At 43.2% G+C, this 26397-nt stretch carries 22 protein-coding genes; 13 read left to right on the forward strand and 9 right to left on the reverse strand.

Annotated features, from left to right (window positions below):
* Nucleotides 1-22: 22 nt before the first annotated feature.
* The 3 genes from I588_RS12005 to I588_RS12015 form a co-directional block, all read right to left on the reverse strand.
* A complete protein-coding gene (locus I588_RS12005; protein WP_010756287.1) occupies nt 23-1606 on the reverse strand; it encodes a polysaccharide biosynthesis protein in 1584 nt (527 codons plus the stop codon).
* Nucleotides 1607-1760: 154 nt separating this feature from the next.
* Nucleotides 1761-3143, reverse strand: coding sequence for a M24 family metallopeptidase (locus tag I588_RS12010; protein WP_010756286.1), 1383 nt, complete (start codon nt 3141-3143; stop codon nt 1761-1763).
* A 12-nt stretch (nt 3144-3155) separates the two neighbouring features.
* Nucleotides 3156-3911 carry a DeoR/GlpR family DNA-binding transcription regulator gene (locus I588_RS12015; RefSeq protein ID WP_010756285.1) on the reverse strand — a complete coding sequence of 252 codons (756 nt, stop codon included), beginning with the start codon at nt 3909-3911 and terminating at the stop codon, nt 3156-3158.
* Nucleotides 3912-4247: 336 nt separating this feature from the next.
* Between I588_RS12015 and I588_RS12020 the strand changes: the two genes are divergently transcribed.
* From I588_RS12020 to I588_RS12045, 6 genes are all read left to right on the forward strand, one after another.
* Nucleotides 4248-5171 (forward strand): LysR family transcriptional regulator, encoded by a 924-nt coding sequence (locus I588_RS12020; protein WP_010756284.1) that lies wholly within the window; start codon nt 4248-4250, stop codon nt 5169-5171.
* A gap of 337 nt (nt 5172-5508) precedes the next feature.
* Complete coding sequence (locus I588_RS12025) at nt 5509-6516, forward strand: uroporphyrinogen decarboxylase family protein (protein ID WP_010756283.1); 1008 nt, start codon at nt 5509-5511, stop codon at nt 6514-6516.
* A gap of 37 nt (nt 6517-6553) precedes the next feature.
* Nucleotides 6554-7411 carry a transporter substrate-binding domain-containing protein gene (locus I588_RS12030; protein ID WP_010756282.1) on the forward strand — a complete coding sequence of 286 codons (858 nt, stop codon included), beginning with the start codon at nt 6554-6556 and terminating at the stop codon, nt 7409-7411.
* Nucleotides 7412-7422: 11 nt separating this feature from the next.
* Entirely contained in the window at nt 7423-8151 is a 729-nt protein-coding gene (locus I588_RS12035; RefSeq protein WP_010756281.1) for an amino acid ABC transporter permease, read from the forward strand.
* Nucleotides 8152-8249: 98 nt separating this feature from the next.
* Nucleotides 8250-9026: an amino acid ABC transporter permease gene (locus tag I588_RS12040; RefSeq protein ID WP_010756280.1), complete on the forward strand. Its 777-nt coding sequence runs from the start codon at nt 8250-8252 to the stop codon at nt 9024-9026.
* Nucleotides 8965-9696: an amino acid ABC transporter ATP-binding protein gene (locus I588_RS12045; protein WP_010756279.1), complete on the forward strand. Its 732-nt coding sequence runs from the start codon at nt 8965-8967 to the stop codon at nt 9694-9696. The genes I588_RS12040 and I588_RS12045 overlap by 62 nt, the downstream gene beginning before the upstream one ends.
* 43 nt (nt 9697-9739) lie before the next feature.
* Here the strand turns inward: I588_RS12045 and I588_RS12050 are convergent, their stop codons facing one another.
* The 3 genes from I588_RS12050 to I588_RS12060 are packed head-to-tail and all read right to left on the reverse strand — an operon-like array spanning nt 9740 to nt 14300.
* Complete coding sequence (locus tag I588_RS12050) at nt 9740-10498, reverse strand: nucleotidyltransferase domain-containing protein (RefSeq protein ID WP_010756278.1); 759 nt, start codon at nt 10496-10498, stop codon at nt 9740-9742.
* Between the two features lie 11 nt (nt 10499-10509).
* A complete protein-coding gene (locus I588_RS12055; protein ID WP_010756277.1) occupies nt 10510-13059 on the reverse strand; it encodes a metallophosphoesterase in 2550 nt (849 codons plus the stop codon).
* Complete coding sequence (locus I588_RS12060) at nt 13056-14300, reverse strand: class I SAM-dependent methyltransferase (protein WP_010756276.1); 1245 nt, start codon at nt 14298-14300, stop codon at nt 13056-13058. Before I588_RS12060 ends, I588_RS12055 begins: the two co-directional genes overlap by 4 nt.
* Nucleotides 14301-14432: 132 nt before the next feature.
* On the opposite strand from I588_RS12060, the gene I588_RS12065 reads away from it, so the two are divergent.
* From I588_RS12065 to I588_RS12080, 4 genes are all read left to right on the forward strand, one after another.
* A complete protein-coding gene (locus I588_RS12065) occupies nt 14433-15635 on the forward strand; it encodes a WYL domain-containing protein (protein ID WP_010756275.1) in 1203 nt (400 codons plus the stop codon).
* A 1-nt stretch (nt 15636) separates the two neighbouring features.
* Nucleotides 15637-16551 carry a WYL domain-containing protein gene (locus I588_RS12070; protein WP_010756274.1) on the forward strand — a complete coding sequence of 305 codons (915 nt, stop codon included), beginning with the start codon at nt 15637-15639 and terminating at the stop codon, nt 16549-16551.
* 89 nt (nt 16552-16640) lie between these two features.
* Entirely contained in the window at nt 16641-17570 is a 930-nt protein-coding gene (locus I588_RS12075) for an AraC family transcriptional regulator (protein ID WP_010756273.1), read from the forward strand.
* A 4-nt stretch (nt 17571-17574) separates the two neighbouring features.
* Nucleotides 17575-18018 carry a DUF3788 domain-containing protein gene (locus tag I588_RS12080; protein WP_010756272.1) on the forward strand — a complete coding sequence of 148 codons (444 nt, stop codon included), beginning with the start codon at nt 17575-17577 and terminating at the stop codon, nt 18016-18018.
* Nucleotides 18019-18179: 161 nt separating this feature from the next.
* On the opposite strand, the gene I588_RS27585 is transcribed toward I588_RS12080, so the two are convergent.
* Nucleotides 18180-19742, reverse strand: a complete 1563-nt coding sequence (locus I588_RS27585; protein ID WP_010756271.1) for a WD40/YVTN/BNR-like repeat-containing protein — start codon at nt 19740-19742, stop codon at nt 18180-18182.
* Between the two features lie 453 nt (nt 19743-20195).
* Between I588_RS27585 and I588_RS12090 the strand changes: the two genes are divergently transcribed.
* Nucleotides 20196-21728 (forward strand): LPXTG cell wall anchor domain-containing protein, encoded by a 1533-nt coding sequence (locus I588_RS12090; protein WP_010756270.1) that lies wholly within the window; start codon nt 20196-20198, stop codon nt 21726-21728.
* A 44-nt stretch (nt 21729-21772) separates the two neighbouring features.
* Here I588_RS12090 and I588_RS12095 read toward each other — a convergent pair whose 3' ends face one another.
* Together I588_RS12095 and I588_RS12100 are read right to left on the reverse strand one after the other, a co-directional pair.
* On the reverse strand, nt 21773-22843 hold the full coding sequence (locus I588_RS12095) for a galactitol-1-phosphate 5-dehydrogenase (protein WP_245569572.1): 1071 nt from the start codon (nt 22841-22843) through the stop codon (nt 21773-21775).
* A gap of 95 nt (nt 22844-22938) precedes the next feature.
* The gene (locus I588_RS12100) at nt 22939-23157 is read right to left on the reverse strand and encodes a helix-turn-helix domain-containing protein (protein WP_010756268.1); all 219 of its coding nucleotides are present in this window, start codon (nt 23155-23157) and stop codon (nt 22939-22941) included.
* A gap of 140 nt (nt 23158-23297) precedes the next feature.
* On the opposite strand from I588_RS12100, the gene I588_RS12105 reads away from it, so the two are divergent.
* A complete protein-coding gene (locus tag I588_RS12105) occupies nt 23298-23615 on the forward strand; it encodes a helix-turn-helix domain-containing protein (RefSeq protein WP_010756267.1) in 318 nt (105 codons plus the stop codon).
* 608 nt (nt 23616-24223) lie between these two features.
* The gene (locus I588_RS12110; protein WP_010756266.1) at nt 24224-26395 is read left to right on the forward strand and encodes a hypothetical protein; all 2172 of its coding nucleotides are present in this window, start codon (nt 24224-24226) and stop codon (nt 26393-26395) included.
* Nucleotides 26396-26397: the final 2 nt, after the last annotated feature.

Here is a 26397-nt window from a genome sequence, read left to right on the forward strand (position 1 = left end):
GAAAGTCGCCCAATAATGACAATTAGCGAACTAGAAATCGCTGTTTTAACTTTTGGACTTGTCGCGGCAAGCCTACTAGCGTATACATAATGGTGCCAATCCCAGCAATAATTATCGAAATAAGCAAGGCACCTGTTCTTGTTTCTACCATAATAATATTGTTCAGCTGTAAGTAAACAACTAAGCAAAGTAGACCCATTCCACCAGCAGCCAAGGTTAGCTGCTTCAGGTAATTCCTGACATAGTGTAAAGGCTGGATTTGATAATTGTTGCAGATTATTTGATAGCTTTGAATAGTAATGATTAGAAAAGCAGCTCCTGTTGCTAAATTTAAACCATAGCCTTTAGTCAGCCAAACTAGCGGAAATTGCAGCATCAGCTTAATCAGTAGCGCCCTCGTTACCAAAGCAACCGCCGCACGATGCAGCCCCACTGCCTGCATAATCGACAGCAAAATCGAACAAATACTTAGAATGGCAGTGGTCCCAATTGCTACACGCATATAACCAGTCGTTGCAGGATCATACCCGAAAAATACTGTGTACATTGGTCCCGCCAGTAAAAGCATGCCAATCGTTGCTGGGATTAAAAAGGTTAGTGCTAAGCGCAGCACATCTGAAATGCCTACCAGCAGATCCTGTTTTTCTCGCAATTTTGTTAATAAAGGCAGTGAAGTAACCGAAATCGAACCGATAATTGTAATCAGCAATACCGTCAGCTTATTCGGATTAGCGGATGCTTGAGTAAACAGCACCTCAACCTGAGCCAAACTCAACTGATGCGTTAATGAATGCAAAATTCCTTTTAAGGTTACCTGATCAATTAATTGCGCCAAAGAAATCGCTGATCCTACATAGATAAACGGCAGCGATTCACGAATTACCGAAAGAACCAGCGGCCGTTGTTCCTGTAAAAAGCTGTTTGGCCGAAAAACAAAGAATCGCAGCCGAAAATAATTTTTGCGTTTCCCAATAAAAATGAGGTACACAATACTTACCAGCCCACCAACACATGAAGCCATGGTGCTGATGACCACCGCGGAGAAAATACTGCCGTTTAAAATCATGCGAATGTAAAAGGTTCCCATTAAAATGACGATTACGCGGATCAGCTGCTCCAAAACGTGGGACACACTATAAGGAATCACATCACTGACACCTTGAAAATAACCGCGTAGGGCACTTAAAATTGGGATGACCAGCAGCGATGGACATAAGCTGCGAATGGCCCAAACAGCTTCCTGCACATCACTAACGGGACTGATGCGACTCAACAGCGGTGCAAAAACAAACATTAATACTGCTGAAACAATCCCGATGCCTTCCATAATCCCTAATGAACTTTTGAAAAGCAGCTGGATCTTTTGAGGATCGTCCTTTTCAGCGGCAATTTTTTTAGCAATCCCGCTAGGAAAACCAGCAGTCCCTAAAGTTAAGAACAAGGCATAAGGCAAGTAGGCCACGTTGTACAATGCTTGCGCCCGCAGCCCAGCCTCCTGCGATCCCATCATCAGCAGCCAAGGAATCAGATAAATAATTCCTAAAATCTTGCACAACAAATTAGCCGAAGACAGCCAAAAGGTACCCGATAAAAGATTCTTTTTCATATATTCACCTGTCGTTTTCTCAGTTTGTTCTTATTATAAAGGAGAATTTCAGCCGTACCTGATTGGATTAAAACCCTTAATGAATTGTTTACTTTCCAGCAGTAAGTTCGATGCCTGAAAAAAGCACTGCCGCAATGGACAGTGCTTCAATCAACTATTCTACAACTAACGCTTGATCCTTAGCTAAGAAGAAAGGCCGCAGGTAAGCTACTGTGTTGGATAATGGCAACACATCGTCAGAAAGTGAAATATTTAATTCGTTGCGCAGGTATTCCCGTCGTGTTTGAATTCGTGTCCATAGCTCTGGATACTGAGCTTTAATTTCAGCTTGCAGCGCTTCATCAGCTAAGACTACGCATTCCTCAGCGCTGGTTCCTTGATAACCGGCAATGGAAGGAATGATATCAATTTGGAAAATCATACCGCTTTTTACGATTTCTTTAGAGCCTGGATAAACAGGTGAGGACATCCATTCTTCATCTGCCACTAGATGCCCAGGATTTAATTCCCAGCCAAAAATTTCCTTTGGCAGCACTTCTTCAATGGCCTGATAAAGCTCTCCACCCGCTATACCTACTCTCGTTTTCTCCAGCCAAGTCGTCATCGCTTGGAAATAGGGATACACCACTCGGTCTAAATAATCTAGCTGACCTGCTGGCAATTGGTTAGCTTCTTCAATCACAAACCCCGAACGACTGGACAAACCGCCTTTGTAGCCGATTGTCAATGAAAGCGGCTGGCCCTCCTGCACCTCTTTATGGGTAGGATAAAAATTGGCTTTTTCAAAACGGGAACCGGCTGCTGCAATCGTCACGACTGAATTTAACTGGCCTTCACCATTTAAAATCTCACCCAGTTCACTTTCTTTAATGCCAGGTTTTACCGCATTCATAGCTTGCAGGATTCTTGTGGAAGCTAAGTTTGCGCCGTACTCGTAATGAGCCAGCTCGTTGGCATTGTTAACAGTCCGTGCCCCGTGACTGCCATGGATAAACAAATCGCAGGCATTGTGTAATTCAGCCTGACCTGCCGCTGCTTGCAGCGCTTGAATGATGAAATACGGAACATCCAGCATCCGTTTGCCATCAGCCTGTTTAGGGGTGAACATTTTCCAGCCGGCAACACCGATCTTGCTCCCGGTGTTTAGACCGATCTCCGTGAAAATGTCGCTTAACGGTCGTTCATTTTCCATGGGCTGATTAGGCAGTGAAAAATAAGGCGTATGGTACAGCTTCGTATCAATCCGAGCATGCTTAGCCATTTTCAGATTTTCGTTCCCTAAAACTAAAGAGGCTTCGCCAGCTTGGTTGAGAATTAGTAATCCTTCTTCAAAACGTGGATAAAAGCCGGTTAGGTATTCAAAATTGGAGCGATGCTCTTTGTCCGCATAGACCACCAAAAAATCGTACTCCGCAGCCGACAGCTGTTCTAAAATTTTTGCCTGACGCTGCGCCATCGTGTCATCGGTTAAAAAGACCGGGGCAACTTCATGATAAGTCGTTGGTTCTTTAACCGTGGTTAATTTGATTGTTTTCATTTCATCTTCTCCTTAAGTAATCATTAGTTCAACATTGTTTTCGGTCAAAGCGGTTGTAAATTCAGCGGAAGGTGTTTGATCAGTTATCAAGACGTCAATCTCACTTAAATCACAAATTTTGAACAATCCAGTAGTTTCCAGCTTGGTGTGGTCGGCTAGAGCAATCACCTGTTTACTTTGCCGAATCATTTGCCGTTTAACCAAGCCTTCTTCTTCCGTATGGATAAACAAGCCTTCAGCATTGATGGCAAATACACCTAATAATGTATAGTCCACTGAGTATTCGCTGATTTTCTGAACGGTCTCAGCACCATAAATAAAGAGCTGTTGCTTGTGAAGCTTGCCAGGCAGCATCCGGATTTCGCTATTGGCCAGTTGAGCCAGCAACGTTGCATGAGTCAAAGAATTGGTAATCGCCAATATCCCTTTACCTTGCAAGTAAGGAATGGCTGCTTCAACAGTGGTAGACGAATCCAAAATAAGAGCGGAATTGTTCTTAATTTGTTCGGCTGCCAGTCGCCCCATAGAATCCTTTAGCTGCTGATCGCGGCTGGATCGCTCCTGATAGTCGAAAATCAGCGCCTCTCGACTAACCAGCATCGCACCACCATGGATCCGTTTAACGATATTTTTTTGTTCCAGCTTAATTAAATCCCGTCGTATGGTATCCTTAGAAACCTCCAGCTCTGCTGCTAAAGCTTCTAAGGATGCACTGTTTTGCTGTTCTAAAATGCTTTTGATCTTATCTAACCGTTCTTCTATCAACATTGTTGTTCGCTCCTTCCTTTCTACCTTATCACCTTTTGCATAAATCTGCAATATGAAAATGCACATCGTTGCAAAATATTGCAAAAGGTTGTATAAATCTTTTCCTTTGAATATCATTAAAACTATGCTATTCTTATTCATACTATTTTAACGAAGGTGATGAATGTGATGCGTATCTACCAGTCAACCCGTTTCTTAACAGCAAACTGCCGTAACATGATGTGTCCATACGCATCATGTTCTTTGGCGTATACTCAGATTGCCGGATGCAATCTAGCCAGGGGACTTGATGAAAATCAAGTCCCCTTTTTCTTTTATCTAGAAAGGAGTTTTATGATGAATTTTCAACAATGCCGCTATGCTGTAGCGATCGCTAAAGCCGGCAGCTTTAGTCAGGCCGCGAAGGATTTATTTGTTACCCAGTCCAGCCTTTCTACTGCCATCAAGGAGTTGGAAACCTCCCTTGGCATCCGTTTGTTTCATCGTTCCAAATCAGGGGTTCGCTTAACGGAAGAAGGCAGTGAGTTTTTAGTGTCCGCACGCCGTATTTTGGCTCAGGTGGAGCTGCTGGAGAATCAGTATCAGCCCAACAAGAAAAAAGATTTTGTGATCGCTGCTCAGCATTACGATTTTTTGTCCCAGCCCTTCTTGACTGTCTTTCACCAGTTTCAGCAGGAGTGCCAGAGCTTTCATTTGATTGAAACCACGACCCAAAAAATTATTGAAAGTCTGCAAAGCTTCCGCAGCGAGCTGGGAATTTTGTATTTAACCCCTGCTAATAAACGGTCACTGGAGCGGCATTTTGCACAAGAGCAGTTGACTTTTCAGCCGTTGGGAAATTTTGTTACTCGGATTTTCCTGCGCAAGGATCATCCCTTGGCTGAAAAAGCACAGCTGACGATTCAAGATTTGGCTGACTATCCGCAAATTCGTTTTAATCAGGAGGAGTATGAGTTTTCTCACTTTGAAGAGGACCCGCTAGAGATTCCTACTGAGCAGGCAGTAATTTACGCCAACGATCGGGGTACCCTGCTGAATTTATTGTGCGGTTCAGATGCCTATGCTTCAGGCTTGGGGATTGTAGAAGGCTTTGCTAAGGACCAGATTGTCTTGCTTCCCTTGGCCGATTCCGATATCCATACACTGGGGGTCGTCTATCATCAGCAGCGCTCCCTGAGTGACATGGCCGAGCGTTTCATTAAGGAAGTTCAAATCGCTGTGAATCAGTCCACTGTATCTATTGAGAAAATCAATGGGTGACCATCAATAACAACAATTATCCAAATGACCTGGAACTTGGTATAGTTAGAAAAAGTTAAAACAAGGAGGAGAACACGGATGTTAACAGTCAATCATTCAGCAATCACAACTGAATCAATGAACATGGCTTGTCAATGCATGCCGTGTTCTTTAGCGTACCCTTAAAGGAATGAAGCTCATTTCAAAAGGTGCACTAAAGGACTTGATGCCTATTCAAGTCCTTTTTTCTTTGGCTTAGTTGCGAATTTTTTCACAAATTCGCTACATTTAAGCAATGATGCGTCGCTGCTATTCATCCCTTATGAGGGGTTCAAAACAAAAAAAGGAGTGTTTTTACATGTCAAAAAGAGAATTGGTTTTACGTGCACTGCATCAACAGCAAGTCGAAAGAGTCCCGGTCGGTTTTTGGTTTCATTTTATTACCAATGAAGAAGAGCTGCGGCAGCCAGTCCCAGCGGTTATTGAACGCAACATTGCTGGTCATCAAGCGTTTATCGCAGACTTCCAGCCAGATTTCGTTAAATTGATGAGTGACGGTTTCTTCTACTATCCCAATGATCAAATTGCCCAAGCTAAAACGATTGATGACTTGAAAAATATTCAATCCATCGGCAAAGATCATACCTGGATTCAGCAGCAAGTAGACTTAGTGAAGCAGCAAAAGGAACAATTCGTCGAAGATATCGCGGCCTTTTACAATATTTTTGCACCAGCGACTTATTTTAAATGGCAGCTGGCAGGTGGTGAAGCTCAATTTGCGGATTTTTTATTAGAGAATCCTGATTTGACAAAGCAGGTGTTAGCAGTGATTGCTGAGGATATTGCTTATCTAGTCACTGCCATTTTGAGTCAAACCGATATTGATGGCATTTACTTGAGTGTTCAAAATGTGCAGGATCCGCGAATTTCTTCTGATGCTTACGCTCAGTTGGTTCGCAGCTCTGATTTGCTTGTTCTGAAGGCGGCTAATACCGTCTCTGCCAACAACATTTTGCATATTTGCGGTTACGAAGGAGCAACAAACGATTTGTCCCTTTATCAAGATTATCCTTCCGCAGCGGTTAATTGGGCAGTTGGTCCTGAAGAGCTGTCGTTAGCCGAAGGAAAAGAATTATTTGAACGAACTGTCATTGGCGGCTTTGATAATACGGTGAACAGTGTGCTTTATCAAGGCAATCAAACCGATATCCAGCACACCGCCCAAGCCCTGCTGGAGGAGGCTGGTGAGACTGGGGTAATTTTAGGAGCTGATTGCACCGTGCCAAGTGATATTCCGCTGGAGTATTTGCAATGGGTTCGAGAAGTAACCTATCAAAAGGCTGCCAGCACTAGCGATAACTACTAGTTTGATAAAAATGAGCTAACAACAAGGAGGAAGTAAAATGAAGAAAATCATTATTGGTTTAGGCATTGTTTTAGTACTGGCTGGAGGAACCTTTTGGGTCAGGCAAAGCAATCGACCAGAAGCGGCTGATGAAAAGGTGACAACTATAAAAGTTGCTCATACCCAAAATTATGTTCCTTACGATTTCATCAATGAAAAGGGTGAATCCGATGGGTATGAGGTTCAGGTCTTAAAAGCAGTGGATAAAAAGCTGCCTCAATATAAGCTGGAGTACACCGGCACCAGTGACGACGATTTACTGATCGGCTTGGAATCAGGAAAATATGATGTAGGCGTTAAGGGTGCTTGGTACACCGCTGAACGGGCGAAGAAATTCATTCTGCCAGAAGAAAAAATCGGTGCCAGCATCATTGGCTTCACTATTCGCAAAGAAGACGCCGGAACCATCACTGATATCGACTCGTTTGCAAAAACAGGAGGCAAACTTGTACCGATTTCACCGCAAAATGCTCAGTGGAACGTAATCGAAGAATATAACAAGGAGCATGCTGATCAGCCGATTCAGCTGACTGCCGCCGAAGCTTTTAATGTCGCAGATGCCTATGCTTGGGTATTGGAAAAACGCTATGATGCCTTCTTTGATATCAAGCTTTCCTATGAAGAAGCCATCCAAAATGAAGACGGTGCTTATCATCAATATGCTGATCAGCTGACCTATGTGCCTTACAAAGGTATCCCTACCTACCCGCTGCTGCATCGCAATGAACAGAATAAGGAATTTGCTAAAGCCTATGAAGGAGCCATTCGTGAACTGGAAAAAGACGGCACGCTTCAAGCCTTATCGGAGGAATATTTTGGTGAGGATGTTTTCAAATTTATTGATGAGAATAACTAAGGAGGAATTCGATGGTCTCTTTTGATCCGGCACATATCGTTCAAGTATTGCCCGACCTGCTGGTACATTTGCCGGTTACGCTAGCTGTCGCTGGCGTAACTGTGCTTCTAGGAACCCTTTTAGGTGGCTTGGTCGCCTGGGGGCTGCTGACTTCAGATAAACATGTAAGAAAGATTGCCGAGAGCTATGTGTTTGTTTTACGTTGTACTCCGCCAATTGTGCTGCTGTTTATCGTATTTTACGGCTTTCCCCGCTTCCTTAGCTGGTGGCTGGGCATTGAAAGTGACGGCTGGTCTCGCGGTGTCTTCGTAGTTATCGCCATGACTTTATTGTTTGCGGCGATTATTTCTAAAGTTTTCACCTCTGCCTATCTGGCAGTGCCGAAGGGTCAATTGGAGGCGGGGTTGAGTATCGGGCTCTCGCCGTTGCAAACTTTTTACCGTATCTTGTTGCCTCAAGCTGCTAGAATTGCCTTGCCGAATTTTTCAACTGCCCTGCTTAATTTGATGAAGGATGCCGCCTTAGCCTATACGATTGGCTTAGTTGATGTTTTGGGTGGTGCAAACCTTTTAATCAGCCGCAATTTCGGCAATTATTCGCTGGAAACTTATACAGCGGCAGCGATTATTTATTGGGGCTTGGCCTTTGTACTAACCTTAGCCACTCAAGCTGCTGAACAACTGTTATCACCAGCAGGATTCCAGTTTCACCTAGCTCGCAGTCGCTCCAGCAAAAAATAGCTTAATTGTCGTTAGGGACCTTAAAACAGTGGACTGAACGTCGACTCAATTTTTCCAAGGAGAAAATAATAGCTTACTATAAAGGAGGAACGCTTTAAATGGATTGGCAGTTTATCATCGAAACCTTTTTTCTCACTTTAAAGGGTGTGCCTACTACCTTAGCTATCATGGTAGTAGCTTTTGTACTTAGTTTTTTACCAGCCTTACTGCTGGCTCTGGCGCGGATTCATCAGGTAAAGGGCGTTACGGCCTTTTCCATGGTTTATCTGGCCTTCGTGCGGGCAACTCCGCCGATTTTACTTATCTTATTTTTCTACAGCCTGCTGCCTAGTGTCTTAAATGTTTTCATGCAGCACATTGGCAGCTCGGTGAATGTCTTTGAATTTAATCCGATCTTCTATGCCTTTATCGTCTTTGGCTTTTTTACTACGGCCAGCTTATCGGAAGTCTTCCGCTCGGCTTTGATGACGGTGGACAAAGGACAGCTGGAGGCTGGACAGGCGGTTGGGTTAAGTACCTTTCAAACCTACCGCCGGATTATTTTTCCGCAAGCTCTGGTTTCAGCTTTACCGAATTTATGTAATCTGATGATCAATTTAGTTAAAGGAACCTCTTTAGTTTTTGTTATGACGGTACAGGATATTACCGCTATCGCTCGGGTACAAGCGGCTTACGGCTACCACTATTTTGAAGCCTATTTTGTCATTTTCGTGGTGTATTTACTACTGTGCGGAGCTATTCAAGGAGTGTTCTCGTTGCTGCAACGCCGTATTTTCCGACAATCCATTAGAAGTAAGCGAAAGGAGCAAGCCCATGTTAAACGCTACCCATATTCACAAAAGCTTTCAGCAGCAAGCAGTTTTAAAAGACGTTAGCCTGCAGGTAAATCAAGGAGATGTCATTGTAATCCTCGGCCCCAGCGGTTCTGGTAAAACTACTTTTCTCCGCTGCCTGAATGGTTTGGAGCAAGCCGACAGCGGCGAATTGGCTATTGCTGATGCCGCCTACGACTTAGCCAAAATTTCCAGTAAAGATATATTAGCTCTTCGTAAAAAGACCGCCTTTGTTTTTCAGCACTACAATTTGTTTGCCAATAAGACAGCCTTGGAAAATGTGTTAGAAGGCTTAATTATCGCCCGTAAGGTTCCAAAAGGCGAAGCTCTGAAAACGGCCCGGGAAGCGATTGCTAAGGTTGGCCTGTCCAGTCACGAAAATTATTATCCTCATGAATTATCTGGAGGCCAGCAGCAGCGAATCGGCATTGCCCGGGCAATTGCCGTGAAGCCAGACGTTCTGCTGTTTGATGAACCTACCTCCGCCTTAGATCCTGAGCTGATCGGCGACGTTCTGCAGGTGATGCGGCAGCTGGCGGAAGAAGGCATTACCATGGTGGTGGTTACACATGAGATGGGCTTTGCCCGCGACATTGCTAACCATGTAGTTTTTATGGATGAAGGTCGAATCATCGAAGAAGGTGCACCTAAGGAATTCTTTGCAGCACCGAAAGAAGAGCGGACCAAACGCTTTTTAGCCCGAATTAGTTAAAAAAGGAGAAACGCTGGTTGATTTTCAGCGCTTCTCCTTTTTATTATTCTAGCCAGTTTAAAAAGAATTCATTCAATTTGGTGGAAGCAATCGCCGGTCCTTTATCCATGCCTTTTACATAGCCGTTAAAGAAATTCAGCTGTTCTTCCAAAAATTGGTTCAGCTGCGGGATACAGGTTTCTATATCCAGCTCATCGCCTCGCTTTTTTCTCGCTAGCAGGTCATAGATAATTTGCAATAAATCAGCCGACAGGTTTGGCAGGGGCAACATTTCATCAAACAACACGGGCGGCCGTTGATGATACGTCTGAACCCACATGCAGGCCAGTACCGGACGCAGAACATAAAAATACTTCTTGATCCGAACCTGCTCTTTTTTCAAATACTCCCGATAGTTGCCTTCTGCCATATGCAAATAGTGATAAATCAGACGCTGCTCGTTGAGACTATCGGTGCTCAACTGCCGAAGCGCTGCGATAAACGGTGGATTCTCATGGTAAATTAGCGGCGAATTCAGCCACTCCAGCAATGCTGGATTACTTTTTTGCAGCAGCTTCAGGGTTTTGTCTAAATCCCAGCCGCAAATATCCAGCTGTTCATTGATGGGAATTTCTAAATGATCAGCAGTCTTTTCCAGTTTTAGGTACCAATTTTTCGGGCGGCGATAAATGAAGCGAACATCATAATCGCTGTCCTGCGAGGGGAACCCCCAGGCCCGACTGCCGCTTTCCACCGCATATAAAATTTCAATCTGCTCCTGCTGTTCAATTTCCCGCAGAGCTTGTCGGATTTTCTGCTCCATGTTATCCCTCCTTACAGTCTTGGGTCAAAGGCAGATTCCTTGTCCATTTCAAACAATAAATTAGCCAGTAGATTTAAATAATCCGGATTTTCCTTAGTTAATTTCGCTAGCGGCAGCCGCAAAAGATCTCTAGCCAGTTCGTATTCCTTGATGGAAGTACGCAGCTTGTGGGAAATATTTTTCCCCCTGATCAATCGTTGATAATAATGCGGACTGTGATAGGTAAAGCCATAAATCAGGGTCAGGTAGGCTTTGTTCCGAACCTTCAAGAAAGGCGCCACCCCTTTTTTCTGTATTTCCGGCTTCATTACAATGCCTTCCATTTGCTGCTCCAGCGTCATTTGGTCAAAATAGCGCTGTGCTTGGTCTTCTGCATCTGCTGCATTTAGGTCCAACAATAGAAATTCGTCCTTATTTAGGAATTGATAAATTTCTGAAGTAGGCTTGTCCACGACTTCCTCTCTATCCTGATATACTATCTTCAATAAGTCAAAGGCTTTAAAGCTCAGCGGTGCATCCTTGCCGTACAATTCAATTTGCTGCTGGTACAGCTGTAAAGCTTCTTTTTGCTCTGCCAATGGAACTTGGTGTGGCAAAGCCTTCAGTAATTCCCGAAACTGTCGGGTAAGATGATCTCCATATTTTTCGCTTAGCTGTTTCTTTGATAAATGATAACTGTCGGTGGTAAATTCCGTGGCATGCATGTTTTCAGTCAACTGCTGGAACTGTTTTGAAAACTGGCTTTGCTGTAAAAAGGCCAGCTCCACTTCAATCCCCTTAGCTACCGGCCAGTATTCGCGTTGGATTAAGTTTTCACCTAAAGCTCGCCAAGGCAGCAATTCTCCGTCTAGCAGCAGCATGCTTATTTGGTTTTCCTTCATATAAGAAGCAAATTGCTGCTGCAGCTGAGCAAAGACCTGCTCTATTTCGGGCAAATAAATTTTGTAGCCCTTACGAGAGATAGCGTAGCAGTCCTCCAGCTTTTCATGGAGATAGATGTTGGCGCGCGAGCCCATGTACTTAGGCTCCAGCACAACCTGCTGAACGCCTTGCTGACGGTAATAATTCAAAGCTTCCGGCAACGATTCCAGGTCATTTTCTTCTACATTTGCAGCAGCAGGAGCCATGGTTCCTGAAAGATACTGTACCTGATTGTTTGCCATCCGCAGCAGTCGCTTTTGTTCCTTTTCCGTCAGCTTTTCCCAAGATTGCAGCTTAGGACGACCGAAAAGATCTGGTAATTCTTCAGATGACTCATTCACTGAGGCAACTGACACCTTGGCGTTGCCCTTGGCAAAAATCTTTAGCGCGCTTAGCTTGTTGCCATAAACAGCGCCAGTATCAATCCCATGCTTATTTTTTATCCGGAAGCTGTCCTTAGCTGCAATATGTCCAAACACATGAATCGGCAAGTTGTACATGCTTTCGTCTTCCAGCCATTGCAGCTGCTCTTGTACTGGTTTTTCCCGATTCAAGCGGAAGTTGCGCTGATTACGCAAGGCAGCGCTGTCCATTTTCCCTAAAAATTGTTGGTGGCAAGGGGCATGGGTAACGATAAAGGATTGCTTTTCATCACCAATGCGGCGAAGAAATGGCTGACTCTGCTCCACCAACTGGTTAAATTTCATCAGGAGTTTCGGCTGTGCTTTTAGTGTACGAATTGACGTAAAATGCTGATCGATGATTTCTTGCTCGGCTCCTTTAATTTCGCCTTTTAAAAACCGATACACAAAATGCTCGTGGTTGCCTAAAACCAGCTGGAAGTGCTCGCGGTTCTTAAAAAGAAACTCAATCATTTCAGCCGTACGCTCCCCTTTGTCAATCCAATCCCCCAGCAAAATCAGCTCTAGCGGCTCCTTGCTGGAAATTTCCATTTTCGCTTGCTCCACTCGATAGCCTAGCTTTGAGATCAGCTTTTTCAAGTCCGCTACTGACTCGTGAACGTCACCAATCACCGCATAATCTTTTTGGTTGGACAGCAAAGTAGCCAGATAGGCGTCTTTATTTTCTACTTCAACAGTGATCTCCTGAAAATTCTTATGTTTGATTCGGTGCACCGCTGCATAATTCTCCTTCGCCAGCTTAGGCAAAACTTCCTTTTTCAGACGGTCCACATGCTTGGTAATTAATACCTTGGAGCGTTCAGAGGCATAGAATGCTTCGCGGGCATAGTCAAAGACGACTGCTTCTACACGATAATGATTTTTTTCAGCAATTTCCCGTACCTCCTGGCGAAATTCTTCCGCCAAGCCGATGGTATCCACCACTACAAATTCCGCATTCACCGGATAACTGGTTAAAAAGTCCAGCTTGGTCTTCAAATAAGGAAAGGCAATCCCCGAAGCCTCCATCATACTTGCGGCATATTTATCATAGTCCCGTCCCAATAGTTCCCGCCGCATGTCATCTGAAGACAGATGATGGTTATTGGTCCGGAAATTTTTCTCAGCCGCTTGAAAGGACAGCTGCGGCAGCAAAACTTCTTTAGTAAAGGTTGTCTTACCTGATTCCGTTGGTCCAATTAGCAGAAAAATGGTGTGAACCTGAGTAGTTATCTTCATGCTGGTTGCTCCTTTCGTTCAATCCAAGCTCCCTGAGTGGTGGCAATGCCATTCACTTGGTCACCGGTTGTAAAAAATTCTAGTGTAAATCCCTCACCGACAATTTCTGTCAGCCATTGCTTAAATGCGGCTGCTGTCAGCTCAAATTGATGATCCTCGTGACGTTTTTGCTCCTCGGTCATGCCATAAAAACTATTAAAATCCTTATTCGGCGTGGAAAGAATCAACCGATGGAAGGGCAGCTGCAGTAATTGTTGCAGCAGCTGCTTTGCTTCAGCCTGTGACATATGTTCAATCACTTCCATTAATAAAATATCCATTGAAGCGGGTAAGCTGGCCTCTTCCAATGATGCAAACAGCTGGATATTGGTCAGCTCCATGCGTTTACTTCGTTCCTTGGCATAGGTCAAAACCTCTGGGTCAATGTCAATCCCAATGTACTGGTCCACCTTCTCAGCCAACTGAAAATACGCGCCGCCACCGCAGCCAACATCTAAAATAGCCTGCTTTAAATCCAACAACTCCTTCACCTTCTCAATTCGGGAATAGCTAGTCCCCCGATAAGTAAAGGCAATCTGCTCCCGGCTGTTGGCCTCCAGCTGCGTTTGGTATTTCAAAAAGGCTTGCTTGCTGTATAAAAACTTGCGGACAAATAAATTGCGAATATAATAAGGCGCCTCAATTGCCTGCAGCGATTGAATGCCCCGTTGGATCAAGGAATCACTCTCATCCAAAAACGTGCTGCTCTCCTTCGCCAGCAGCAAAAGCAGCACATAGGTCCCATGCAGCAACTGATACAACGAATTCGTCTTCACAGTTAGGCGATAAAATCCATCCAATAGCAGCTCCTCCTGCACGTCAAACTCTGGCAGGACCCGCTGGATAGAATGAAACAGCTCCAGCTTTTTGATTTCCACCATTGAAATGGTCAGCTGATTGTCAGATTCTTCAGTTTCCGGCTCCTTCATGGCTGACTTTAAGAACTCGGTCATTAAGGCTAGGTAAGCCTGCGGAGCCGAATATTGTTTAACATTTAAATAGTGCTGCTGCTCTTCACGAGTAGAGCGAAACGAAAGCTTGGTGCCATAATCTTGAAAATATAAGCAATAGGTTTGGGGTGTTTCGTACCAGCCAAAGCTCGTGCCATTGCGAATACTCCGCAGCAGCAAGCCCCCTTCTGGATGCTTTTTAATTCGTTGGGTAAATTCTGGATATGTGGATGTTACCGTCATGATTGCCATGATTTTTTTCCTCCTGCTTGTTCTCCTGTGGTTTAACTGACTTTATCTTACCTAATCGGCCAAAATAGTTCTTTAAAAAAAGGGTGCGAACTTGATACAATAGGAGATAAATCAGTCTAAGGAGGCGGAGCAATGGCGAAAAAATTTCAGGAGCTGGTGAAGCAGTTCAGCACGCTGCGCAGCTATACCCGCGAATTTCTAATTTATGGGTTTAAAAGTCGGGAAGAAATTACCTTGTCCAGTCCGCGAACCTACGACAACGAACGCCGGCGGTTAGAAAGCCTGCTGCAGGACTATGTCGAAACTCAAACCATTCACAATAAAAAAATTTATCGGTTGGTTCTCCCCGCTAATCAGGCAGATAATCCGCTGCACTGCTTGTGGCAAACCAAATCCTTTACCCGTAATGATATTTTTCTGCATTTTGTGCTGCTGGATATCCTTGCCTCAGAAAACAAATTGACCGTTAACGACATTGTTCAACAGGTAGACAAGTATTTAGCCGTGTTTGAGGATGATTACTTGATTGACAGCTTGACTATCCGCAACAAATTGAATGAATATGCTCAGCTGGGAATTTTAACGAAGGAAAAAGCAGGCAAACAATGGCTGTACGCCTTGGAGAAAGAAATCCGCTTTACTCCTCAGCAGCTGCAGGCCATTCAGTTTTACAAAGAAACGGCACCGATGGGAGTCATTGGTGATCTGCTGCTAAAGCGGATCGACCCGCCAGCCTCTCCTTTTTGCTTCAAGCACAAATACGATAGCCAAACGCTGGACAGCGAACTGCTGCTCTTTGTGCTGCAGGCGATTAAGCAGCAGCAGAGAATCCAGCTAACCAAAGTCAACGGTGTCGAACTAAGTCTCACCCCACTAAAGGTTTATTCCAGCTGTGAAAGCGGCCGCCAATATTTAGTGGGGATTCATTCAGGCCGGCTGTATTCCCTGCGCTTAGATTATTTGGAAAAAGGCCGTTTGTTAGGCTCCGCGGAAAACTATCAACAAGGAGTAGCTAAATTAGCAGCAGCAGAAAAAACGGCCTGGAACTGCTCCTTCACCATGACTCGAACCGTCAATTATCGAATTGTCCTGCATTTGCCGGAGCATTATTTGTATCAGCGACTGCTGCGGGAGAAACGCCAAGGCACGGTGACACCTTTGGGAGATGCGTTGTATGAATTTTCAATTGATTTGATTGATCCTAAGGGGATGGAGCCCTGGCTGCGCACCTGGATTGGACGAATTGTGCAAATCAATTCACTCAATCGAACGTGGGAAAACCAATTTTGGGCCGACTTAACTGAAATGAACCGCCTGTACGGATTGGAGGAGTAGCATGGAGCTTTTTTCAGAAATTCACAGTCTCTATTATCAACTGATGACACAGCTGCTGCAGACGAAAACAGCAGCAGAACAGCGGGAGCTGCTAGAGCAAAACGGCTTTAAGGAAACTCCCTTTGAGATGTCTGCCTATTTAACTGAGGACAAGGACGGCTGGCATCTAACCAAGGACAATCGTCCCATTTTAAAGCATCCACCCAAGGCCTTTCCCCTGACTAAGCTGGAAAAAGCTTGGTTGGCTGCCATTCAACAGGAGCAGAAATTTGCCTGCTTCAGCGAGCCCTTTGATCTTGGAGATTACGAGCCTTTGTTTAACTGGCAGGACGTTCATTATTTTGATCAATTTGTTAGTGAGGACAGCTTTACTGGCGCATACGCGCAAATTATTCGCAAGCTGCTGCAAAGCATCACTAATCAGCAGGTAGTACAGCTAGAATACAAGGCTGCAGGCAAAAAGCAAGCAACCACTCACCTTTTTCAGCCCTTAAAGCTAGAATACTCGGCGAAAAATAATAAATTCCGAGTATTAGGGAAGCGAAAAACGGGTCGCAGCTGGAAAACAGTGACCTTTAATTGTTCAGACATCCAGTCCCTTGAGCCTGCCAAATACCTTCCGATTGAGGGAATGGTTTGGTCGCAGCCTAGACTTTGCAAAATTGTCTGCCACCTGATTGATAAACGAAGTGCTTTAGAACGGGCAACCTTTCATTTCTCCAACTATCGCAAAACAGTGGAACGGATAGGAGATAATCAGTATCGCTTAACGATTTTCTATGAGAAAAAGGATGAAACGGAGCTGTTGATTAATGTACTTTCCTTCGGTGCTCGGATGAAGGTGGTGGAACCAGACAGCTTTATCCAGTTGGTTAAAGAACGGCTGATTCGGCAAAAAAAGCTAAGTCACTTCTAAGATACCTGCGAAAAGGGCAGCGACGGACAAGCGTACTCTAAAGATATTTAGCTACAATGAAGACATCTTAACGGATGGAGGGATTTAGTATGTACGCATGGGAAGCGATTCAAACGGTCGTCGATTATCTTGAGGAGCATTTAGCAGAACCTCAATCTCCTGAGAAGCTGGCAGAAATTGCTGCGCTATCGCCTTTTTATTTTCAACGCTTATTCTCCCGACTGGTGAAGCGTCCAGTCAACGAGTATATTAAGCTGCGCAGATTGGCTAAAGCTTGCGAGAAGTTAGAGGATACAACACAACGGATTTTGGATATCGCACTGGCTAGCGGCTTTAACAGCCATGAACATTTTACCAAAACCTTTAAGCATGCATTTGGAATTACCCCAGAAGAATACCGTAAACATCCGGTTCGGCTGAATCAATTCATGAAGCCGGATTTAGCGATTGGTTATACACAGATTGATGAGCATGTTCCTTTAATTACTGATAGTATTATATTGGAAATTTCTCGCCGCACCTTAAACACTTCCGAACGCTATATTGGTCTTTCTGGAAAAGTAGCTGCAACTCAGCAAATACCGCTGGGAGAAACGACCGGCATCGATACCGCTGGACAATTATGGGATAGCTTTCATCGAAAAAAATCCAAGCTTAAAGGGTTGATAGACAACGAAATCGAATTTGCTGCTTCGACAATGACTGCCAGTGAAGGAGAGACCTTTGACTATTTTGTGGGCGCACTAACACAGTCAAAAACTGTGGCCTACGATGAGTTTGTTCTTTGGGAGCTTCCTGCAGCTGAATACATCGTTTGCTCCTTTGAAGCTGAAAGCTTTAAAGAGCTAACAACCTCAGCTCTTGGAAAAAGTATTAATTATTTATTCAATATCTGGCTACCTAAACATCAGTTGACCACCCAAGCATTTTTAGCCGAAAAGTATTTAAGTGCTTCGGAAGGATGGTACCAAATGGAGCTGTGGGTGATTCCCATTGAATTAATAGAAGAAAGCAGGTGAAAAAATGCAGTGGAGCGACTTATATTCAAAGGAAAATGAACCGACAGAAGAGCAAATCCGCCAATTTGTTGCTGTGCCTTACTGGAATGAATTGACCGTTTATTTGCAACAAACTTATCAAATCCAACCAAAATTATTTTATAGCGGCTGCCGGATGGATGCAGGTAACTGGTTGGGGTGGAATGTAAACTATAAAAAAAGCGGTAAGTCCATCTGTACCCTTTATCCAAAGGAAGGATATTTCGTGGCGCTGATTCCCGTCGGCAGTAAAGAAATTGACGAAGCTGAATTGCTGATGCCCCACTTAACTGCTTATACGCAAAAGATTTTTGGCCAAACTACACTTGGACACTATGGCAAATCACTGGCACTCGAAATTACCAGCGAGTCAATTTTACAGGATGTAAAAGTCTTGACTGCTTTGCGAGTAGATACCAAACTAAACTAAATAGACCAGGATCAGTTCGATATTGACTGGTCCCGGTCTATTTTTTATTTAATAATTACAATCGAACTTCTCAATCATCGCTGATTTTATTCGATTAGCAGCTGCTGTCTATATCTAAAACCAGTCTGCTCCTCTGCCCTTTTTTTCCTAGTTTATTTCACCTAATCCGTCTGCTCCACCTGGGAAAGCTGTTCAGTAAATTGCCAGGTTTCTCCATTGTCGGAGGAACGATACAAACAAGCAAACATCTTCCATTGGTCAATGCCGCTGTTTTTTAGCAGATAGAATTTCGTTTCCAGTTGATTGGTCCCTGTTTGAATGACTTCATTAGGTGACTGGAACAGATCCAATCCACCTGTTTGATAGCCTTCAGGAATCGTCACCACCGCCTCTTTAAAGGAATTGCCGCTGTTGTTGGTGTAAAACAGCTTTTCCCGAGTCGATACAAAGCCTAAGGTCGGATTCACAAAGCTGACATTTTGAACTGGCTGAGGCACACTGGTTCCGTTGCTTCTGCTCCAGGTTTGGCCGAAATCATTGGTAGTGTACATCTCCAATCCTTCCGAGGAGACCTCGGGCGAAGCAGTGGAGTATACCAGCACCCCGCTGCCATTGGCAAAGAACTGCGCCTTACGATAGCGAACCCATGAAGCACGACTGGACACTACGGACTTTTGCCAGGTTTGTCCCTTGTCTTTTGAAGACAGAAACTCGATATCTTCCTGATTTTGCGAATAAATAAACCACGAAAACTCTGGGGAAATATTGTAGGTATTGTCCATCCAATAGCCATAAGGAATTTCCCCGCTAGTCAGCAAATAACTGCCAAATCGCAGCCACTCAGGCTTTAATGGAACAAAGGACCAGTTGAGACCATTATCAGTAGTCAGATACAACTCATCACTTCCAGTCATCAGCTCCAGCTGATTGGTCTGACCTACCTGACGATCCGGTGCCTGTCCTTGCTGCTCGAGTAAGCCCTCAGCATTCACTATAGCAGTGGTACTGCTGGTCTCGTAGGTAGTTTCTTCTCCAGATCTGTGGCCGTAAAGATTTTGATACACGGTGGTTCCTTCATAATAGGCAACACCTGCCAATGCTGCCAGCAGCAGACCCAACATAGAAAGCAAGGCTCCTTGATTAAATGAATGTGCCCTAGAGTAGGTTTGCGGCATCAGTTTGGGCTCACCAGCAAGCAGGAACAGCTGGTTGGTGCCGATCCCTGGAAATTGCGGTTTTCTTCCCAACTGAATTTCCAAATCATCAAGCGTAGTAGTCAGCGACATACATTCTGCTTTTACCAATCGAATTTTTGAAACGGGCGGCTTAGCAGACAAATAATAGTAATCACGTTCCTGAAAAACATACGGTGTATTCAACATCCGCTTCACATGCTTCTCCAGCCAGTGATCGTAGGCATACTGCAGCTGAAATCCGCCAAAAATAGTTTTCAGCAGCAAAACCAGCAGAAACAACACGCCAATTACGCCTACCGCCAACGAAAAATAGTAAAAACCTTCTATTATATAATAGCCAGAGGTAATCGAACGCACCCGCCAGCGAAACATTCGGTAAAATAAAGTGCCTAAACCAAAGCAAATAATACACACGCCAATTAGGTAGCCGAGAATCGCCAGTAAATTCCTTCGCCGATTTTCCTTGTCATAGGCTCTGATTTTCTCCTTAGAGGATAGCAACTCAATAATAAACAATTCTGGATTCATAAATACTCCTAGTCGTAACATATTTTTTCTTATTATCCTATAGAATAAATAGGTTGAACAGAGAGTTAAGGATAATATTAGTACATTGTTAGCTCATGATAAGACTTTGGTTATATTTGTAATTTTAAAAAAACTGCGGCAACTACACGGATAACGGAATCTCAGAAACAGTTATTAGCGGTCGGACTGGTGAACCCTGCTACTGGTACCGTCTAGTAAAACGTTAGTTTGATTTCAACTAAATGTACAACCCTTTAAGGCTGAAAAACAACTCAGTTTTGACGGGTTGTTTTTTTAATTAAAAATTTATTATTTATGTATTTAAATTATCTTTTGTATTTATTGACATTTATGTATATAATAATAAGCAAAGAATGAAAATCTTTTCTTCTATTTGCTTAATAAATACTTATAGATGAAAAGAGACTTAAATGAATACTAGGAGGAAGATCATTGAAAAAGTTTGTTGGTTTATTGGTTATCGCCTCATTTTTTCTAACAGGCTCCGCTTCAGCAATGGCGGAGACCTATAACACAGTAGAAAAACCAAAAGAAGCGATTGAAAATGCCAGTGTATGGAATCGAGACATTGGGGACGGCATTGATACCTTCAAGTACGAAAACGGTAAATGGGTGCCTGTTGAAAGTACTTCAAAAAGAAGAGCTGCAGCCAAAGAAGAATATCTTAAAAAAGTAGTTGCGCCAAATAAAGAAGCACGCAAACAAGCGGAAGAATTGAAGCAGGGTTATATTGAGCAAGCAAAACAGGATGCAGATGTCTTTGCTCAATTATCGGAGGACGAAAGTATGCTGGCTGCTTACACTGACGAACAGGGAACTCACGAGGTAAAAATTCCAAAGGTCCAGCTACCGGAGGAAATTGAAGAACCAGGTACTTTCTTTGTTAGTGATGCTGTGCCGGAGATGTTGGAAGTGTTACCTATTAAAAAAACTAAAGATACTACTACTCCAACAGCTGTGACACTAAAATTCGATCAAGAGAAAGAATTTACAGAGGCTGAAAACAATAAAGTACTAAAAAAAGCCGACCTTTTGAACCGAGTGACCTATTCAGGAAATCCAAGTGAACTGACTCTAACCATTACATCAAAAATGGTTTATGCAGCTATTGATGAAACTGTTTATTATCATGACTTGGCTGCGTTGTTAACCAAAACAACTGTTGATAAAATTTCAGTACTGACAGAAGAACAAGCCAGCTCTCTAAAATTAACCGCAGCACAAAATGATTCAGCAGAGATCGAGCAAATCAATCTTTCCATGTCTGGAAGCTATGAAGTGAAGGTACAAAATCCTACTGGCGATACAGCAACACTTACCTATACTGTTACCGGAAATAATGGAGCATTACGAGTAGATCGTCCTGACCCAACCCCTGTTCCACAACCGATGAAAATCGAGGTTAAGGATCATACGTATCCGGTTGAGGTTGGCAAATATTTAGACGAAGCAGCTTTGCTGAACCTAGCAGCCTACACTGGCGACAAGAGCAAGCTGAAAATTTCTATTGCAACGGAGTATGTGTATGTTACGCCTAATGCGGAAGTGTATCATATTGACCTGCATGAATTACTCAGCAAAGCCAATTTAGACACGATCACTGTCATGACTGAACAGGAAGCGGTCAATCAAGGACTGCGCCGGTCGACTGAAAACAATGATAAAGGCGGAATTGATACCATTGACCGTTCACTGCCGGGCAAATATCATGTAACTTATACCGACGGGCAAGTTTCTGCCACCAGCGTGATTACAATCGGTGAAGTAAAACCTAAGCAGGAACAGATTACTACACCAGTAAATACGCCAAGACAAACAACTACAGCAAAAACCTATCCAACGACTCAGGCAAAAAATCTGCCGAAAACTGGTAGCACCACTTCCAATCTTTTGATGGTATTAGGTGTAGGAATTGTAGCTGCAGCGGCTTTTCTTTACTGGAAAAAAACAGCGAAAAAAGCTTAATGACGAATTCGAAGGACAACTGCCGCAGGTAGTTGTCCTTTTTGTCAATTTTTAGGAAAAAGCAGCACCTGCCAGCTGGCAATGTCCTTGTTCATCGCCAAATCAAAAGCTAATTGAATATCCTCTAGAGTAAACCGATGAGAAACCAGCGTACCTGGCTCCAGGCGTTTTTGTTCAATCAAGGAAAGCGCGGCTGCCCATTCTTTACCAGGAAAAGGTGCCGAATAAGAGCTCCAAAGACCCTTAAGCGTATATTCTCTTTGAAAAATATTATTGAATGCCTGCTGGCGCAGCATCATATTCATAGGCTCCTGCCCATAATAACCAATGGTTCCGCCCTTTTTAGCAATCAGCAAACATTGCTCCACAGCTACAAAAGAGCTGGTGCATTCCACTACAACATCTACACCTTGTCCCTCAGTCAGCTGAGCAATTCGTTCTTCCACCGACTCACGCAGCATATCAATGGTATCCGTCACACCGTGCATTTTAGCTTCCCATAAATTGTTGCGATCACTGTCTAAGCCGATAATTCTTTTCGCGCCGGTTTGTCGCAGCCACTGAACATTCAGCAGGCCAAAGGTATCCAGCCCAAACACTGCAACCGTATCCCCTGTTCGGATATCCAGCTTTTCCACTCCATGAGCAGCTTTGGCGATTGACTCCAGCATGGCCGCCGCCTCAAAAGACACCTGCTCGCCAATTGGCAACACATTTTCTTCAGGAAGGACCACATATTCGGCAAAACACCCATTTTGCTGAAGACCAATTTTTTTCCCTTTTTCACACCAATGACGGTTGCCGGCACGGCAATCCGCACACTCCCCACAGGGAATAAATGGAACTGCAGCTACTCGATCCCCCGCCTTCAGCGAAGAAACCTGGCTGCCAATCTCCTCTACTATCCCAGAAAATGCCTGACCAATGATTTCTGCAGATTGATTCCTGCCCTCACTTTGCAGTTGACGAATATCTGAATCGCAAATACCAGCAGCCTTCACTTTGATAAGCACTTCATTTTCCTGCGGAGCTGGTTGGTCCACCTCCCGCAGGGTAAAGCTGTTAAACTCATTTAATACTGCGGCTTTCACTAAATATACCCTCTTCCTATTCATTTATTACCTTCCATTTAAGGATGAATGGTGACAATCAATTATTTTTAGTGCATTCTTCCATAATCTTACTAAATTTTTTTCATTCATCACATAAATTATTGACTTAGAATGAACAATTTGTCAAAATCTTTTTCAGACAGATCAAATGCCCATAACAGTTTTGCGATTAATTGGCTGCCTACACCCCTTTCTCCATTTAAAATTCGATAAACTGTTGATGGTGCAACCGCCATTCTACTTGCCAATGAGTAGACATCATCCCCGTTTTGCTTCATCATGTGCTTTAGTGCCCGCTTGTTTAATACAATTTTCATTGGTCCACCTCCGTTGCCTTATGTCAATAAGATAAAACAAAGATTGACAAAAGGCAATAGTTTTACTATTTATTATACAATTGCCTTTTGTAATTGTTGCCAATTGGCTATATAGTAATAGTGAAGGAGGGAGATTTCTTATGGATTTTGGGAAAAAATTAAAAGACTTGCGTGAATCGAAGGGATTAGGCGTTAACCAGCTGGCAGTAAAATCTGGCGTAAGTGCCTCAAACATCTCCCGATTTGAAAACGGCCAACGAAAAGGCCCAACTCTTGAAACAGTGAAAAAGCTGTCGAAGGCTTTAGGTGTTTCTATTTCTTACTTTGAAGATGACACACTTCATCCGGCTGAAATCATTGCTGCCCATATTGACGAAAACATCATCGAAGAGCAAATTGAAGAAATCATAGATTATATTGAGTTTATTAAACAAAAGAATGCCAAAAACAAAGAATAAAACCGCCTTTTAATTGCGCTAGAAAAATGAATGAACAGCCAAGAGGTTGTGACATTAGTAAAAACAGATCTGGATTTCACGAACGATATCTAGTAAGAAACACTAAATATTGTAGATTTGCGACGAGGACCTACTGGACCGTAGTCGCAAATACAATATAGTTCGGAATTTCATCTGTTAAAAAGACTAATGTCACACCCTCTTTTTTCTTTGCTCCATTCTCTGGTAAAAAAGTCAAATAACGATTTTCTCATTCACCTTTGCAAACCCCAAAAATCTTTCAATCCGCTCTTTATCTCCAAAATTCCATAAAAAAATCCAGATATCTCATCATTCTTTTTTCGATAATTCTAGTAAAAAATCCTAAATTAATCCAATTGTCATCTAGTAATAACGACAGATAACGACTATTTAATTAAAAATATTAGTTTTATAATTAATTTATAAGTAATACTTTTTTATATTTTAAAAAGCAAACAAAACATTAATTTTGTCTTAAAAACTGTTAATAAACATTTAACTTGCTCTGCCAGTTAGATAAAATTCAATTTGTGTTAGAAAAATATTATTTTCTGGAAAAATGACAAGAATAAAAAGGGGGTGGTTGAGTGAAAAAGAAGGTTGCATTTTTAATTGTTTTATTTTTATTTACCAATGCGTCTTACTTATCTGCCTGGGCCGCAGAAACATCTACTGTCGCTTCCTCCTCCACCGAACAGACCGATCAGCTTATAAACAGCGAAACGGATACTATACCCCCAGTATCTTCGACAGAACAAGAGACGACCTCTTCTGTTCACCGTTCGGAAACTTCGATTAGCGAAGAACCAACGCAGTCATCGTCCGAGATCAGCAGCGAGCCAGAACAGGAAGTTCAAGAAGCACCGAAAATAAGTGTGATGGCAGCCGCTGGGGATGGTACCGAAGCGAACCCTTACCGAGTCACAACCTTTCAAGAATTGAAGGATGCCCTAGCCACCTCAGTAACAGCTGGACAGACACAGTATATTCAGCTGCAAAACGATATTGTTTATAACACTAACTATACGTACATTAAACAAAATACGGTCATAGATGGAAATGGCCATGCGTTTTTATACAACGGAACAGATTATGGTACTGCTCACTTCAGTACTGGAGCAAACAATATAAGTGTCACATACAAAAATTTGACTTTTGGCAACAGTACTTATCCCAACAGTTCTTGGTATGGAATTCTTTATACCTCGAATAGCAATGTTTCATTCACCGTTGAAAATATTAACTACACTATCCAAAGAGGCAGTCAACCTTTTTGGGGAAACAATAATGCTGGGAATACCTTAACCTTCAAAGGGAAAAATAATTTTTATTCCTCTGGTAATTCTTATGGTGGGGAATTCGTTGAAGGCTATCGTTCTGTTACTTTTGCTGAAGGTAGTGACACCACTGTCTACAATGATTCAACTGATGCTACAGCTGTTTTCTACAGTACCAGCCAATCAGTTACCGTAGAGAAACACGCTTCACTAGCCATTGAATCCAGTAAGACCTATCTTTTTTATGGCAGTGCCACTCTAAATGTTCAAGAACAAGGGAATTTCTCCTATAAAAATATTTACGGAGTCAACTCTACATCAAGTACAGCAACTTTATCTACAGGAACGCTGACTGCTAATTTTGCTAAGGACTCAATTGGACATTTCACAACAGATGTTAATGGATTTTCTGGACCCAATCCAACCTTTAATCTGAACTCACCAGATTATATTGTCTTTGATGCAACAAGCTCATCTAAAAAAGTATTAGGTTCCATGAATCCGATATTCAAGAGGCTGGATTCAGATAATGCTTCTTACAGAATCGATTATCTAACGGCCAGCAAACAAAACACATATGTTCCTACAGTGAACACTGGTTCCAGCTATACGATTTCATCAGGAAATATTGGTGACGGTTATTCCGTGGCCTACGCTAAACTTCCTACGATTGACAGCTTATCAGCGACACCAACAACTGGTCCAGATATCAGTACGATGACTGCTCAAATAGATAGTACCCGTCCGGCAGACATGTTAAGCAGCGAAGTTCAATATAAGCTGGCAACTAAGCAGCTTTATAGCGGCACGCTAACTTCGAATACAGCTCAAACTAGTATTCAAAACGCTGGAGCTGCCGAGGGTGTTAAAGAAACAGCCGAGGTTACTCTGCCAGGAGATTCACCACCTGCCGGAGAAGCTTCGAAGTATTCATTTACGAATTTGCCACCAAGCAGCTACTATTTATATGCTCAGGCCAACGATCAGCGCATACCCGGCTATACCTTTAAAAGCTTATGGCAGGAAACCAATGCTGAGGTACCACCCGTTGTTCTAATCCAGTTTTCCAGCGGTACAATGAGCTTCGAAAGTCCGATACCTGGTCAATTTGGTAAACAGCAAAATCTAGACAATTATACGATCCGCAACGCTGGCAATGTACCAACAAAGGTTGACTTAACCAGCATTACTCGCAATTCAGACAGCTCAGCCAAGCTTTCTTTAGTTGAGCAATTTAACACGCATGAGCAAGAGCTGCTCTTATCTCTAATCGCTGAAAAAGCAGGCAGTGGTGCTCGAACCACCTTTGGTCCCTTGGTAGACAAGGACCCGTTAAGTTTAGACACCCTGCAGCTTGATCCTTTCTGGGAAACAGATGCTCTGGCTAACTTGTATCTAGCCGGAGATTACTCGGGACCACTGATTGGACCACAACATTTCAGCTACCGTTTTTCTTTTGCTATTTCAGCTGCGACAAATTAGAA

The organism is Enterococcus pallens ATCC BAA-351 (assembly GCF_000407485.1).
Taxonomy (GTDB): Bacteria; Bacillota; Bacilli; order Lactobacillales; family Enterococcaceae; genus Enterococcus_A; species Enterococcus_A pallens.

What these genes read in the sequence shown, in the direction of transcription:
- I588_RS12080 (WP_010756272.1), top strand. Translation starts at nt 17,575, where the DNA reads ATGCAGTGGAGCGACTTATATTCAAAGGAAAATGAACCGACAGAAGAG.
- I588_RS12055 (WP_010756277.1), bottom strand. Translation starts at nt 13,059, where the DNA reads ATGAAGATAACTACTCAGGTTCACACCATTTTTCTGCTAATTGGACCA.
- I588_RS12010 (WP_010756286.1), bottom strand. Translation starts at nt 3,143, where the DNA reads ATGAAAACAATCAAATTAACCACGGTTAAAGAACCAACGACTTATCAT.
- I588_RS12025 (WP_010756283.1), top strand. Translation starts at nt 5,509, where the DNA reads ATGTCAAAAAGAGAATTGGTTTTACGTGCACTGCATCAACAGCAAGTC.
- I588_RS12035 (WP_010756281.1), top strand. Translation starts at nt 7,423, where the DNA reads ATGGTCTCTTTTGATCCGGCACATATCGTTCAAGTATTGCCCGACCTG.
- I588_RS12095 (WP_245569572.1), bottom strand. Translation starts at nt 22,843, where the DNA reads ATGAATAGGAAGAGGGTATATTTAGTGAAAGCCGCAGTATTAAATGAG.
- I588_RS12040 (WP_010756280.1), top strand. Translation starts at nt 8,250, where the DNA reads ATGGATTGGCAGTTTATCATCGAAACCTTTTTTCTCACTTTAAAGGGT.
- I588_RS12005 (WP_010756287.1), bottom strand. Translation starts at nt 1,606, where the DNA reads ATGAAAAAGAATCTTTTATCGGGTACCTTTTGGCTGTCTTCGGCTAAT.
- I588_RS27585 (WP_010756271.1), bottom strand. Translation starts at nt 19,742, where the DNA reads ATGAATCCAGAATTGTTTATTATTGAGTTGCTATCCTCTAAGGAGAAA.
- I588_RS12075 (WP_010756273.1), top strand. Translation starts at nt 16,641, where the DNA reads ATGTACGCATGGGAAGCGATTCAAACGGTCGTCGATTATCTTGAGGAG.
- I588_RS12045 (WP_010756279.1), top strand. Translation starts at nt 8,965, where the DNA reads ATGTTAAACGCTACCCATATTCACAAAAGCTTTCAGCAGCAAGCAGTT.
- I588_RS12050 (WP_010756278.1), bottom strand. Translation starts at nt 10,498, where the DNA reads ATGGAGCAGAAAATCCGACAAGCTCTGCGGGAAATTGAACAGCAGGAG.
- I588_RS12020 (WP_010756284.1), top strand. Translation starts at nt 4,248, where the DNA reads ATGAATTTTCAACAATGCCGCTATGCTGTAGCGATCGCTAAAGCCGGC.
- I588_RS12105 (WP_010756267.1), top strand. Translation starts at nt 23,298, where the DNA reads ATGGATTTTGGGAAAAAATTAAAAGACTTGCGTGAATCGAAGGGATTA.
- I588_RS12065 (WP_010756275.1), top strand. Translation starts at nt 14,433, where the DNA reads ATGGCGAAAAAATTTCAGGAGCTGGTGAAGCAGTTCAGCACGCTGCGC.
- I588_RS12015 (WP_010756285.1), bottom strand. Translation starts at nt 3,911, where the DNA reads ATGTTGATAGAAGAACGGTTAGATAAGATCAAAAGCATTTTAGAACAG.
- I588_RS12030 (WP_010756282.1), top strand. Translation starts at nt 6,554, where the DNA reads ATGAAGAAAATCATTATTGGTTTAGGCATTGTTTTAGTACTGGCTGGA.
- I588_RS12060 (WP_010756276.1), bottom strand. Translation starts at nt 14,300, where the DNA reads ATGGCAATCATGACGGTAACATCCACATATCCAGAATTTACCCAACGA.
- I588_RS12100 (WP_010756268.1), bottom strand. Translation starts at nt 23,157, where the DNA reads ATGAAAATTGTATTAAACAAGCGGGCACTAAAGCACATGATGAAGCAA.
- I588_RS12070 (WP_010756274.1), top strand. Translation starts at nt 15,637, where the DNA reads ATGGAGCTTTTTTCAGAAATTCACAGTCTCTATTATCAACTGATGACA.